11 protein-coding genes and 1 riboswitch are annotated in these 12,164 nt (G+C 60.1%); of the genes, 6 read left to right on the top strand and 5 right to left on the bottom strand.

All coding sequences use genetic code 11. The features are described from left to right. Positions 1–33: 33 nt before the first annotated feature. Together thiD and thiM are read right to left on the bottom strand one after the other, a co-directional pair. Positions 34–834 carry a bifunctional hydroxymethylpyrimidine kinase/phosphomethylpyrimidine kinase gene (thiD, locus tag AC007G_RS09685; protein ID WP_142629988.1) on the bottom strand — a complete coding sequence of 267 codons (801 nt, stop codon included), beginning with the start codon at positions 832–834 and terminating at the stop codon, positions 34–36. Then, a complete protein-coding gene (gene thiM, locus AC007G_RS09680) occupies positions 831–1,607 on the bottom strand; it encodes a hydroxyethylthiazole kinase (RefSeq protein ID WP_004864674.1) in 777 nt (258 codons plus the stop codon). Before thiM ends, thiD begins: the two co-directional genes overlap by 4 nt. 34 nt (positions 1,608–1,641) lie before the next feature. Beyond that, positions 1,642–1,738, bottom strand: a riboswitch (TPP riboswitch). A gap of 230 nt (positions 1,739–1,968) precedes the next feature. On the opposite strand from thiM, the gene AC007G_RS09675 reads away from it, so the two are divergent. Further along, the gene (locus tag AC007G_RS09675; protein WP_032686739.1) at positions 1,969–2,391 is read left to right on the top strand and encodes a universal stress protein; all 423 of its coding nucleotides are present in this window, start codon (positions 1,969–1,971) and stop codon (positions 2,389–2,391) included. Here AC007G_RS09675 and AC007G_RS09670 read toward each other — a convergent pair. Further along, positions 2,375–3,316, bottom strand: coding sequence for a LysR family transcriptional regulator (locus AC007G_RS09670; protein ID WP_142629989.1), 942 nt, complete (start codon positions 3,314–3,316; stop codon positions 2,375–2,377). The genes AC007G_RS09675 and AC007G_RS09670 overlap by 17 nt on opposite strands. Positions 3,317–3,440: 124 nt before the next feature. On the opposite strand from AC007G_RS09670, the gene AC007G_RS09665 reads away from it, so the two are divergent. Continuing rightward, positions 3,441–5,252, top strand: a complete 1,812-nt coding sequence (locus AC007G_RS09665; RefSeq protein ID WP_032699138.1) for an adenine deaminase — start codon at positions 3,441–3,443, stop codon at positions 5,250–5,252. Between the two features lie 2 nt (positions 5,253–5,254). Continuing rightward, the gene (locus tag AC007G_RS09660; protein ID WP_131055124.1) at positions 5,255–6,598 is read left to right on the top strand and encodes an NCS2 family permease; all 1,344 of its coding nucleotides are present in this window, start codon (positions 5,255–5,257) and stop codon (positions 6,596–6,598) included. On the opposite strand, the gene AC007G_RS09655 is transcribed toward AC007G_RS09660, so the two are convergent. Then, positions 6,595–7,521, bottom strand: a complete 927-nt coding sequence (locus AC007G_RS09655) for a LysR family transcriptional regulator (protein ID WP_032695424.1) — start codon at positions 7,519–7,521, stop codon at positions 6,595–6,597. The genes AC007G_RS09660 and AC007G_RS09655 overlap by 4 nt on opposite strands. Before the next feature lie 187 nt (positions 7,522–7,708). On the opposite strand from AC007G_RS09655, the gene AC007G_RS09650 reads away from it, so the two are divergent. Further along, entirely contained in the window at positions 7,709–8,026 is a 318-nt protein-coding gene (locus AC007G_RS09650; RefSeq protein ID WP_004864698.1) for an RcnB family protein, read from the top strand. A 101-nt stretch (positions 8,027–8,127) separates the two neighbouring features. Here the strand turns inward: AC007G_RS09650 and apbC are convergent, their stop codons facing one another. Then, positions 8,128–9,237: an iron-sulfur cluster carrier protein ApbC gene (gene apbC, locus AC007G_RS09645; protein WP_032686734.1), complete on the bottom strand. Its 1,110-nt coding sequence runs from the start codon at positions 9,235–9,237 to the stop codon at positions 8,128–8,130. Positions 9,238–9,390: 153 nt separating this feature from the next. On the opposite strand from apbC, the gene metG reads away from it, so the two are divergent. Next, positions 9,391–11,424 (top strand): methionine--tRNA ligase, encoded by a 2,034-nt coding sequence (gene metG / locus AC007G_RS09640; protein ID WP_142630084.1) that lies wholly within the window; start codon positions 9,391–9,393, stop codon positions 11,422–11,424. Between the two features lie 180 nt (positions 11,425–11,604). Beyond that, the gene (locus AC007G_RS09635) at positions 11,605–12,066 is read left to right on the top strand and encodes a YehR family lipoprotein (RefSeq protein WP_032686733.1); all 462 of its coding nucleotides are present in this window, start codon (positions 11,605–11,607) and stop codon (positions 12,064–12,066) included. Positions 12,067–12,164: the final 98 nt, after the last annotated feature.

Raw genomic sequence — 12,164 nt, 5'->3', positions numbered from 1 at the left:
TCCTGGCAGAATTCTCAGGCCAGTATATCAGGCTTACCACCACGCGTGGAAATGGTGAACCGGCCCGATACCGTGGCCCACCTCCAGCGAATCCGCCTGCGCCAGCGCCGCAGAGAGCCAGCCTTTCGCCTCGGCAACCGTCTCTCCCCAGTCGCGATGGCGTGGGCGCAGCGCCGCCAGCGCCGCGGAGAGCGTACAGCCGGTTCCGTGAGTATTTTTAGTCTGGACCCGCGGCGCGGTGAAGCGCTGCTCGCCATCGCGGGTAAACAGCCAGTCCGGGCTTTCCGCGTCGTCGAGATGACCGCCTTTCATCAGCACCGCGCCGCAGCCCATCGCCAGCAGCGCCCGCCCCTGCTCCAGCATCTCTTTTTCGCTCTGCGCGTGCGGCGCATCCAGCAGCGCCGCCGCTTCCGGCAGATTCGGCGTGATCAGCGAAACCTGCGGCAGCAGGCGGGTGCGTAGCGTCGCCACCGCCGAAGCCGAGAGCAGCGGATCGCCGCTTTTCGCCAGCATGACCGTATCCAGGACCACGTTGCCAATCTGATAGCGCGCCAGACGCTCCGCCACGGCTTCCACGATATCCGTTTCCGCCAGCATGCCAATTTTGGTGGTATCGATACGGACGTCGCTGAATACCGAATCCAGCTGCGCGGCAACAAAATCCGGGTCGATGCGATAGACCGACTGCACGCCGCGGGTGTTTTGCGCCACCAGCGCGGTGATCACCGAACAACCATAGGCCCCGAGGGCAGAGAAGGTTTTCAGGTCGGCCTGGATCCCCGCGCCGCCGCTGGGGTCAGTACCGGCGATAGTCAGCGCATTAATTCGTTTCATCCGTTGTTCTCCCCGTACAGCGCATCAAGAAATGCCGGGGTAAAACTGCCCGGCCCTCTGCCGTGCGCCGCCGCGCCGCCCGCCTGTTTCATCAGGCCGCAGGCGGCAGCGACGTTTTCGAGGCGATCGCCAGGCATGGCGGTACTGGCCGCCACCACCGCGGAAAGCGCACAGCCGGTCCCCACAACCCGGGTCATCAGGCGATCGCCGCCGGTGACCGCACGCGTACGCTGGCCGTCGGTGACGTAATCCACTTCACCGGTCACCGCGACAATGGTATTGATCTGCCGCGCCAGAGCCTGCGCGGCGGGCAGCGCCGCCGCCGCGGTATCGGTGGTATCGACCCCGCGTCCGCCGGCGCTCATTCCGGCCAGCGCCATAATCTCCGACGCGTTGCCGCGAATGGCGGCCGGTTGCAGGCTCAACAATTCATGGCAAAACGCGCTGCGCAGGGTTAACGCCCCGACCGCTACCGGATCCAGCGCCCACGGTTTGCCTGCGTTTTGCGCACTGAGCGCCGCGGCGCGCATCGCCTGCGCACGATCGACGGTTAAGGTTCCGACGTTAATCAACAGCGCATCCGCGAGCGCCGCAAACTGACTCGCTTCCTGCGGATCAATCACCATCGCGGGCGAGGCGCCGACCGCCAGCAGGACATTGGCAGTAAAGGTCTGTACCACATCATTAGTCATGCAGTGAACAAGGGGGGAATGACGGCGAAAAAGATGTTGCAGATGCGCAATATGCGCGGGATTGAGAGGCTCAGCTTGCATCGTTTGCTCCAGCCAGGCGATGAAGAAGCAACGACCCTTTGGTCTCTGACTTCCCTACGCTGGCATTATCCAGATCAGGTGGTACGGGTCTTTCTCAGCCTTCACCAGGAAGGGCACCCCGAGTCATCGAGAAGATATAAACGTTCTCTGCAGGCAGGTTACGGGAAGCCGACGCCTGACGCAAGCGCTCCGCCACGAAGGCCCCACGGTCTTCGGCAGCGGGTCTTCGTGGCATTAACCTTCATATCTCTTTACCGAACCGGCGCCCGCTCTCCCGCGCCATTTGCATTCCCCCTGCGGCGGGCACAAAATGAACGTCAGGGAGCGACGTTCCCGGTCCCTCCACTCGTCGAGGTAGGCTATGCCCGTTTATCACCATGCCCTGGTGCTGATTAACAGCAGCCAGGACGGCGTTCCGCTGCTCCAGCATGCGGCCAGAATGGCGGAAGAGAACGCTATGCGCATCACCCTCGCCCATATCAGCACCGACTATCGGGCGCTGAATTACGTTTCCGACAGCCTGCTGAATGATGATGTATCTGAGGAGGTGCTCCAGGCGAAAGTACTGCTCAATGAGCTGGCGGCCAGCGTCTCGCTACCGGTGCAAACCCTGTCGCTGGTCACCACCCGCCGTTTTGCAGATGTTGAAGCCTGCGTAAACCAGCGGGGGATTGATCTGATTATCGCCGGGCATCACAACCGCCTGCTGGGAGTCATGGCATCTCATTCGCTGGAGTATATTAATCATCTGACGATAGACGTGCTGATCAGGCATCTGCCCTGAGCCGCGCGGACGACTCGCGTAGCGAATTGAGCAGCAGCGTAAAGCACTGCTCAATCATCGGCGGCAGCGGCTGCGGTCCGCGCATTAACGCCACCGTCCGCGCCAGCGCCGGCTGCTGGAGCTGCGCGATTTTCAGTACCGGATCCTGCAGATGGGTGGTATACAGCTCAGGCAGAATGGCAATCGCCAGACGCGAGCGCACCAGGCCATACAGCGTTTCAATATAGTCCACCTGAAACCGCGTGTTCAGCGTCAGGCGATGGCTTTCCGCCAGCGCGCCCACCAGGCGCTGAATGTTCCCTTTCGAGAACACCGCAATATCGCGTCCGGCGAGAAGTTTCCACGGCAGGTGCGGCTGGTCTGCCAGCGGATCGTCACCGTGCAGCACCGCCACAAACGGATCTTCACGCAGCGGGTAGATCTGTAACGCGGCGGGTAGCGAGCTGTCGATGGCACCGATACCGAAATCAATCTGCCCGCTTTGCAGCTCACGCACCAGCGCATCATTGGTCTGATCGTGAAACTCGACCCGCAGCCGGGGAAAGGTTTGCGCCAGCACCTGCGGCAGAAGCGGAAAGAGCAGCGAGCTCACCGAGGGCACCAGACCGATACGCACGGTACCATCGCCGCCGGCCACGACAATCTGCTCCATGTCATGAAACGCCAGCTGGGCCACGCTCAGCACGCGCCGGGCGTGCGGCAGAATGGCGGCGCCCAGTTCGGTCAGCGTGACCGACGAGGCGGTGCGATTGACCAGCTTGCCGCCCAGCACCGTTTCGATTTGCCGCAGGGCACTGCTCAACGCCGGTTGGCTGATAGCCAGACGGTTGGCGGTATCGGTAAAATGACGCAGCTCCGCCAGGGTAACAAAGTACTGTAGCTGTTTAAGAGAAAGCGCAGGCAGGCGCTGCCACGGTTCGGTCATCTTATTCTTCGCTAAGGGTAATCGGGCAGAATAACCCGAGCTTATCGGGCGATAAATTTATTCATCTGGGCAAACGTTTGCTGTGCCCCTAGAGTACCCCCATTATCCTTGTGCCGGAGTTGTTATGTCCAGCAATGCTGAAAACCGCCGCCGCGCCGTCATGGCCGCCCGGGGCGAAATACCTTTTGACCTGTTGTTAACCGGGGCGCAGATAGTCGATATGGTCACCGGCGAAATCCGCGAAGCCGATGTCGGCATCACCGGCGAGATGATCGCCAGCGTGCACCCGCGCGGCAGCCGCGCCGATGCCCACCAACGCCATGCGCTGGATGGCGCCTACCTGTCGCCGGGGCTGATGGATACCCATGTCCATCTCGAGAGTTCCCACCTCCCTCCCGAACGCTACGCGGAAATTGTCCTCGCCCAGGGAACCACCGCGGTCTTCTGGGACCCGCATGAGCTGGCCAACGTCCTCGGGGTCGAAGGCGTGCGCTATGCCGTCGCCGCCAGCCGCAACCTGCCGCTGCAGGTAATGGTCGCCGCCCCCTCCAGCGTCCCCTCGACCCCGGGGCTGGAAATGTCCGGCGCCGATTTTGCCGGAGCGGAGATGGCGACCATGCTGGCATGGCCGGAAGTGCGCGGCGTGGCGGAAGTGATGGACATGCATGGCGTGCTGAACGGCAGCACCCGGATGCAGGAGATTGTTCAGGCCGGTCTCGACAGCGGCAAGCTGATTGAAGGCCACGCCCGCGGGCTGAGCGGCGCCGATCTCCAGGCCTACCTCGCGGCGGGCGTCACCTCCGATCATGAGCTGACCTCCGCAGAAGACGCGCTGGAAAAGCTGCGCGCCGGTTTGACCCTCGAAATTCGCGGCTCGCACCCCTATCTGCTGCCGGATATCGTCAAGGCCCTGAAAACCCTGCCGCATCTCTCCTCGCAGATCACGGTGTGCACCGACGATGTCCCCCCGGATATGCTGCTGGAAAAGGGCGGCATTATCGCCCTGCTCAACCTGCTGATTGAACACGGTCTCGCCGCCACCGACGTCCTGCGCTTCGCCACCCTCAACGCCGCCATTCGCCTGCAGCGTCACGATTCAGGGCTGATTGCCGCTGGCCGCCGCGCCGACCTGGTGGTGTTTGATTCACTGGAGAAGCTCGCGGCCCGCAAAGTGTATGTCGCCGGGAAACTGGTCGCCCGCGACGGCGCGCTGATCCAGCCCATTCCAGCCGCAGAGGGGGTGACCCCGCCGCGCAACACGCTGCGTCTGGCGCCGCTGAATGCGGACGATTTTGTGCTGCGGATCCCCGGTATTGTTCACGGCGTTGCCCGCCTGCGGCATATTCGCGGCGCGCGCTTTACGCAGTGGGGAGAAGTCGAGGTGCAGGTGCGCCACGGCGAAGTTCAGCTACCCGCCGGATTTAGCCTGATTTGGGTGAAGCATCGCCACGGCCGCCATCAGGCGACGCCGCAAATCGCCCTGCTCGAAGGCTGGGGCGAGCTGCGCGGCGCCATCGCCACCAGCTACTCGCACGATTCACACAACCTGGTGGTGCTGGGACGCAGCGCTGAGGATATGGCGCTGGCCGCCAACCGGCTGATTGCCTCCGGCGGCGGGATGGCGCTCTCCCGTCAGGGGGATATTCTCGCCCACGTGGCGATGCCGATTGCCGGCATGCTCTCCGATCTGCCGGCGGCAGAACTCGCGCGGCAGTTCGGCGAATTACGCGACCTGAGCGCAGAAATCGCCGACTGGGAGCCGCCTTACCGGGTATTTAAGGCTATCGAAGGCACCTGCCTCGCCTGCAATGCCGGACCACATTTGACCGATTTAGGTTTGACCGACGGCACCACCCGCCAGATTGTCGAACCGCTGATAGACTGCCGGGAAACCCCGGCCACCGACCCTCACAACAATAATCTCCGGGGAGCCTGAGCATGGCCGACAACACACTGCATACCTCCACACAAGGAAGCTGGCTGGAGCGCCGTTTTGCCCTGCGCTCCCGCGGCAGCACGCTGCGTACCGAGTGCCTTTCCGGGATCACCGGCTTTCTTGCGGCCGCCTATCTGCTGGTGGTCATCCCCGGCCTGCTGGCGGTGGGCGGCATGGACAAAGGCGCCGCCACCACCGGAACGATTCTGGTCTTCGTCGCCGCGACGCTGCTGATGGCGTTTTACGCTAACCTGCCGTTTATCGTCGGCCCAGGCATCGGCGGCTCGGTGCTGGTGGGCGTCACCCTGGCCGGTAGCGAAGGGATCGGCTGGCAAATTGGCCTCGGCATCGCCTGCTGGTCGGGTATTCTGTTCTTTCTGTTAACCCAATTCGGCCTGCGTGAAGTGGTCACCCGTTCAGTTCCTCAGTCCATCAAGCTGGGGCTGACGGCCTCAATCGGTCTGTTCGTGGCGGTACTCGGTTTTCGCAATGCCGGCCTGGTGCTGGCGAATGCCAAAACCAATGCCCTGATGCTGGGTGATTTCTTGTCTCCCGGTGCGCTGGTGGCGCTGTGCGGCCTGTTTCTGGCGATTGCGCTGCAGGCGCGGCGCATCCCGGGCGCCATTTTATGGGCGATTCTGTTTGCCACCCTGGTGGGGATTCCGGCGGGGGTCACCCGTCTGCCGGGCAGTTTTATCGCGATGCCGCACTCGCTGGCGCCGGTCTTCGGCCACGTCGATATGCTGGGCGCGCTGAACATTGCTTTCCTGCCGTTCCTGTTTGTCTTTTTCGCCTCAGAGTTTTTCTCCACCATGGGGACCACACTGGCGGTGGGCGGCGAAGCGGGACTGCTGGATGAAGAGGGCAATATGCCGCACATCAACCGGCCGTTTATGGTCGACTCGATTGCGGCAGCTATCGGCCCGTGGCTGGGGATCCCGGCGGCGACCGCGCTGATCGAGTCTTCCGCCGCCGCCGAAGCGGGCGGTAAAACCGGGCTCACGGCGCTGGCCGCGGCGGTGATGTTCCTGCTGATGCTGCTGTTTACCCCGGTCGCCCTGATGATCCCAAAAGAGGCCACCGCTCCGGCGCTGATCCTGATTGGCCTCAACATGTTCAGCGGCCTGCGCAAAGTCGATCTCTCCAGCTTCACCGACGGGCTGCCGGTATTAATGATGGTGATGATCACCCTGATCGCCAACAGCTTCGGCACCGGTATCGCCGGCGGGCTGCTGTTCTACATCATGATTAAAACGGTTGCCGGCAAGTGGCGAGAAATCCCGCTGGGTTTGTGGATCCTCGCCGTTCCGCTGGTCTACTATTTCGCCACCCTGGTGAGGCACTAAACGTCCACAGGCCCGCGTAGCGCGTCGGCCTGCACCGTTTCACAGTGCGCCCTGACCTCTTCATAGAGTAACCGCACCGCTGCAGAAAGCTGCTTGCGGTGCGGACAAATCATATTGAGCGGGACTCTGTCGCCCTGATAGTGCGGCAGCAGCACCCGCAGGCGCCCGGCCCGAATATCATCGCTGACATCCAGCGCTGACTTATAGGCAAAGCCTTCCCCCGCAATGGCCAGGCGGCGAATCACCTCGGCGTCGTCGCTGATGATGGCGCCGGAAACCTGCATATGTTCAACCACCCCGTTGAGACTTAAGGTCCAGCGATCGAACTGCCTGCCGCGCAGCACGTACAGTAGCGCAGGGTGTTGCGCCAGCGCCTCCGGCGTCTGCGGAGAGCCGTGCCGGGCAATCCACTGCGGAGAAGCCACCAGCACTCGCCGGTTTTCCGGCGCGACGGGGAGCGAAATAAACGAGGCATCGTCGTTGTCACCGTAGCGAAAGGCAACATCGACCGGATCTTTAAACACATCGGTCCGATGGTCGGAAAAGAGAATGCGCAGCTTCAGCGCCGGGTGCCGCTGGCGAAAGGCGCGAAAGACGTTCAGCAGCAGATTGCGCCCCAGATCGGAGGGTACCGCAATTTGCAACGTTCCGCGGACCTCGTCATCCGGCACCTGAATTTTTTGCAGCCCGGCATGCAGCGTATCAAGCATCTGGGTGGCATAAGGCAGCCAGGTTTCCCCTTCGGGCGTCAGACGTAGGCTGCGGGTGGAGCGTGCAAAAAGACGAATATTGAGCGTGGTTTCCAGGCGCTTAATCGCCGCACTCACCTGCGCCGGCTGCTGCCCGACCTCCCGCGCCGCATCGCTGAAACTACCCAGCGCCGCCGCACGAACAAATAACGTCAGATCTTCCAGTCTGAACATATTGACTCCCGAATCCTGCTACCAGGATTGTTCTCAAAACCGCCGCTCTGCGCCAAATCCGGCAACCGGCCCATCGTTTTCTTACATTTTTAACGCAACCAACGCTTGCCTTCCCGGCCATGCTTCAGGAATGATACGAGGCTGCGATTTTGTGTCCAGGGTAATCCAGGATAATAATGAGGAAATTATGCGTAAAACAAAAATGATGCTTCTGGGCGTACTGTTGGCCAGCACCAGTACCGTCTGGGCAGCCTCCACCAGCGGCGTACAAAAATATGAACTTGATGGTTTCACCGCAGACTTCACGCAGTTTCGCGTAGGCGACACCGTACCGCCGCTTTATCTGACGCCAGAATACACCATTAAACAGTGGCAGCAGCGTAACCTGCCCGCGCCGGACGCCGGTACTCACTACACCTATATGGGCGGCAGCTACGTGCTGATCACCGATACCGAAGGTAAAATTGTCAAAATTTACGACGGCGAAATCTTCTATCAGCACTAATGGCTGACGGTCCGTCGCCGGACGGACCAACAAAAACGCCCTGTCCTTTTGCTGTCCGCCGCGGATCAGAAAAGTACAGGGCGTTGTGCTATCCGCCGACGCTACACCGCGCGGAAGGCAATCTCACCGGGAATCACTTCCCCCTGCCAGTAGAGCCGGGCCGCCACGCGTCCCGCCAGCTGACGGTAAATTTCGGTGAACTCGCTCTCCGGGCGGGCAACAACGGTCGGCTTACCGTTATCCAGATCTTCACGCAAATTGATGTGCAGCGGCAGCTGGGCCAGCAGCTGAGTGTGGTATTGCTCCGCCAGCTTTTCAGCGCCGCCGGTGCCGAAAATCGGCTCATGATGACCACAGTTGCTGCAAATATGGATACTCATGTTTTCGACGATACCGAGGACCGGCACTTCCACCTTCTCAAACATCACGATGCCTTTTTTCGCATCGATCAGCGCGATATCCTGCGGCGTGGTCACCACCACCGCGCCGGTGACCGGAATATTCTGCGCAAGGGTCAGCTGAATGTCGCCGGTGCCTGGCGGCATATCCAGCACCAGATAATCCAGATCCGGCCACAGCGTCTCCTGCAGCATCTGCAGCAGCGCCTTGCTGGCCATCGGCCCGCGCCATACCATGGCGTTATCGTCGGTCACCAGATAGCCGATGGAGTTGGTGGCGAGGCCAAATTTCATGATCGGCGCCATATGGGTGCCGTCTGGCGAGGTGGGACGCTGATCTTCCGCACCGAGCATGGTGGGAATCGACGGACCATAAATATCGGCATCGAGGATCCCGACTTTCGCCCCTTCCGCGGCCAGCGCCAGCGCCAGGTTCACCGCCGTGGAGGATTTACCCACCCCACCTTTGCCGGAGCTGACGGCAATAATATTTTTGACCCCGTTGACGCCCGGCTGATTTTTTACCCGCTTCAGCGTGGCAATGTTATGCGACAGCTTCCAGTCAATCGCCTGCGCGCCGGTAATGCGCAGCAGGTCGGCGCTACATTGCTCTTTTAAATCTTCAAAAGCACTGTGCCAGACGAACGGCATCTGGATCTCGATATGCACGGTATCGTCGAGCCAGGCGACGTGGTGCAGTGCCTTCAGCGCAGTGAGATTATGCTGCAAAGTGGGGTGCTGGAAATTAGCCAACGTTCCGGCGACCATCGCACGTAGACGTTCGGGGGATTTGGCCTGGGATTGCGAATTCATCCCGACTCCTTTGTTGTTATGAGAGGCTTTCAGTAATCATTGAGTTTATCACAGCTGAGGATTATCCATATATGGTCAGCCATTTATGGCGCACCCAGTGCCCTTTTGGTAATATCAAAAGCCCTTTTTACAACAGAAGATGTAATGCTCACTATGACTCAAGTCGCGAAGAAAATTCTGGTAACGTGCGCGCTGCCGTACGCTAACGGCTCAATCCACCTCGGCCACATGCTGGAGCACATCCAGGCTGATGTCTGGGTCCGTTACCAGCGAATGCGCGGCAACGAGGTCAATTTCATCTGTGCAGACGACGCCCACGGTACGCCTATCATGCTGAAAGCTCAGCAGCTTGGCGTCTCTCCTGAGCAGATGATTGGCGAAATGAGTCAGGAGCATCAGACCGATTTTGCGGGCTTTGATATTAGCTACGACAACTACCACTCGACGCACAGCGACGAGAACCGCGAGCTGTCTGAGCTGATCTACGGCCGTCTGAAAGAGAACGGTTTTATCAAAAACCGCACCATCTCTCAGCTTTACGATCCGGAAAAAGGGATGTTCCTGCCGGACCGTTTCGTGAAAGGCACCTGTCCGAAGTGTAAATCACCGGATCAGTATGGCGATAACTGCGAAGTGTGCGGCGCGACCTACAGCCCGACTGAGCTGATCGACCCGAAATCCGTGGTTTCCGGCGCGACCCCGGTGATGCGTGAATCTGAGCACTTCTTCTTCGACCTGCCGTCCTTTAGCGAAATGCTGCAGGCGTGGACCCGCAGCGGCGCACTGCAGGAGCAGGTGGCGAACAAAATGCAGGAGTGGTTCGAGTCCGGTCTGCAGCAGTGGGATATTTCCCGCGACGCGCCGTACTTTGGCTTCGAAATCCCCAACGCGCCGGGCAAATATTTCTACGTCTGGCTGGATGCGCCGATCGGCTACATGGGCTCGTTCAAGAACCTGTGTGACAAACGCGGCGATAGCGAAAGCTTTGACTCCTACTGGAAGAAAGACTCCGACGCCGAGCTGTATCACTTTATCGGCAAAGATATTGTCTACTTCCACAGCCTGTTCTGGCCGGCGATGCTGGAAGGCAGCGGTTTCCGCAAGCCGACCAACCTGTTCGTTCACGGTTACGTCACCGTCAACGGCGCTAAGATGTCCAAATCACGCGGCACCTTTATCAAGGCCAGCACCTGGCTGAACCATTTTGACGCCGACAGCCTGCGTTATTACTACACCGCCAAGCTCTCTTCCCGCATCGATGATATCGATCTGAACCTGGAAGATTTCGTGCAGCGCGTAAACGCCGACATCGTCAACAAAGTGGTTAACCTCGCCTCGCGCAACGCCGGTTTTATCAATAAGCGTTTCGACGGCATGCTGTCCGCTGAGCTGGCCGATCCGGCGCTGTACAAAACCTTCACCGATGCGGCAGCAAGCATTGGCGAAGCGTGGGACAGCCGTGAGTTCGGTAAAGCCATCCGTGAAATCATGGCGCTGGCCGACGTGGCTAACCGCTACGTTGACGAGCAGGCCCCGTGGGTGGTTGCTAAGCAGGAAGGCCGCGACGCCGATCTGCAGGCCATCTGCACCATGGGCCTGAATATGTTCCGCGTGCTGATGACCTGGCTCAAGCCGGTCCTGCCGCAGCTGACCGCGCGTGCCGAAGCCTTTCTCAACAGCGAACTGAACTGGGATGCTATCCAGCAGCCGCTGCTGTCGCATAAGGTCAATGCCTTCAAGGCGCTGTACAACCGCATCGAGATGAAGCAGGTTGAAGCCCTGGTCGAAGCGTCGAAAGAAGAGGTGAAAGCCACCGCCGCGCCGGTAACCGGCCCGCTGGCGGACGATCCGATTCAGGACACCATCACCTTTGACGATTTCGCCAAAGTGGACATGCGCATCGCGCTGATTGAAAACGCCGAATTTGTCGACGGTTCTGACAAGCTGCTGCGCCTGAGCCTCGATCTGGGCGGCGAGAAACGTAACGTCTTCTCCGGCATTCGTAGCGCCTACCCGGATCCGCAGGTGCTGATCGGTCGCCTGACGGTAATGGTGGCCAACCTGGCGCCGCGTAAAATGCGCTTCGGCATCTCGGAAGGTATGGTGATGGCTGCGGGCCCTGGCGGGAAGGATATCTTCCTGTTAAGCCCTGACAGCGGCGCCCAGCCGGGTCAGCAGGTAAAATAATCCCGCATCAAGCGCTGCTCCGGCAGCGCTTTTTTTGTCCCTTCCGCGCCTCCACCGCCTGACGATTCTGCCCTCTCCTGCCTTTTCTGTGCGTTGCGCGCTATCGCAATCCTGACAATAATCAACCTGTCTGCCGATTGAAAAACCGGTACGCCATTCACTATCAACCAAGGGACCGTGATGAATATTTACCGCAGGATGGTGACCGCTCTGGCGGCTTCGCTGGTGATTGTCGGCCTCGCAGGCTGCGATAATCCCGACGAAAAGAGCAAAACCTTCACCCGGATGGAAAACGGCGTCGGGCTGGTGTTTACCTACCATTATGTCGGCGACAAAGTCCTGCGCCAGGAAGCCAATAACACCATTCCCTATCAGACCATCGGCGCGGCGAATCAGGAGCAGGCGCGGGCATTAATTGAGCCGATGAGAAGCGTTTATCTCGACGTTAAAGGCGTGGAACAGAACATCGATTACAAAGATACCGAGGCGCTGGAACATCTCAGCGTGGATTTTACCCGGGCCAACATCAGCGAACTGTGTAAGCTGCCCGGCTCAATGGTAACCCACTGCGCGCTCAAGGATGTTTCGATGGCGGAATCAGAGAAATTGCTCAAAGAGCAGGGGTTTCAGGAAGTGAAATAGACCGGAGAGCATTCCCGGGTGGCGACGTAACATCCTTACCCGGGCAACACGGACACAGAAAATTGCGCCTGTCATCGCCCGGCCCGGTCGTGGTGGCC

The organism is Klebsiella sp. CSG-1, assembly GCF_056521145.1.
Note: the sequence above shows the minus strand (reverse complement) of the source record. Positions and strands in the feature narration are given on the sequence as shown.

Coding starts and splice junctions, on each gene's coding strand:
- thiD (WP_142629988.1), bottom strand. CDS start 834: ATGAAACGAATTAATGCGCTGACTATCGCCGGTACTGACCCCAGCGGC.
- thiM (WP_004864674.1), bottom strand. CDS start 1,607: ATGCAAGCTGAGCCTCTCAATCCCGCGCATATTGCGCATCTGCAACAT.
- AC007G_RS09675 (WP_032686739.1), top strand. CDS start 1,969: ATGCCCGTTTATCACCATGCCCTGGTGCTGATTAACAGCAGCCAGGAC.
- AC007G_RS09670 (WP_142629989.1), bottom strand. CDS start 3,316: ATGACCGAACCGTGGCAGCGCCTGCCTGCGCTTTCTCTTAAACAGCTA.
- AC007G_RS09665 (WP_032699138.1), top strand. CDS start 3,441: ATGTCCAGCAATGCTGAAAACCGCCGCCGCGCCGTCATGGCCGCCCGG.
- AC007G_RS09660 (WP_131055124.1), top strand. CDS start 5,255: ATGGCCGACAACACACTGCATACCTCCACACAAGGAAGCTGGCTGGAG.
- AC007G_RS09655 (WP_032695424.1), bottom strand. CDS start 7,521: ATGTTCAGACTGGAAGATCTGACGTTATTTGTTCGTGCGGCGGCGCTG.
- AC007G_RS09650 (WP_004864698.1), top strand. CDS start 7,709: ATGCGTAAAACAAAAATGATGCTTCTGGGCGTACTGTTGGCCAGCACC.
- apbC (WP_032686734.1), bottom strand. CDS start 9,237: ATGAATTCGCAATCCCAGGCCAAATCCCCCGAACGTCTACGTGCGATG.
- metG (WP_142630084.1), top strand. CDS start 9,391: ATGACTCAAGTCGCGAAGAAAATTCTGGTAACGTGCGCGCTGCCGTAC.
- AC007G_RS09635 (WP_032686733.1), top strand. CDS start 11,605: ATGAATATTTACCGCAGGATGGTGACCGCTCTGGCGGCTTCGCTGGTG.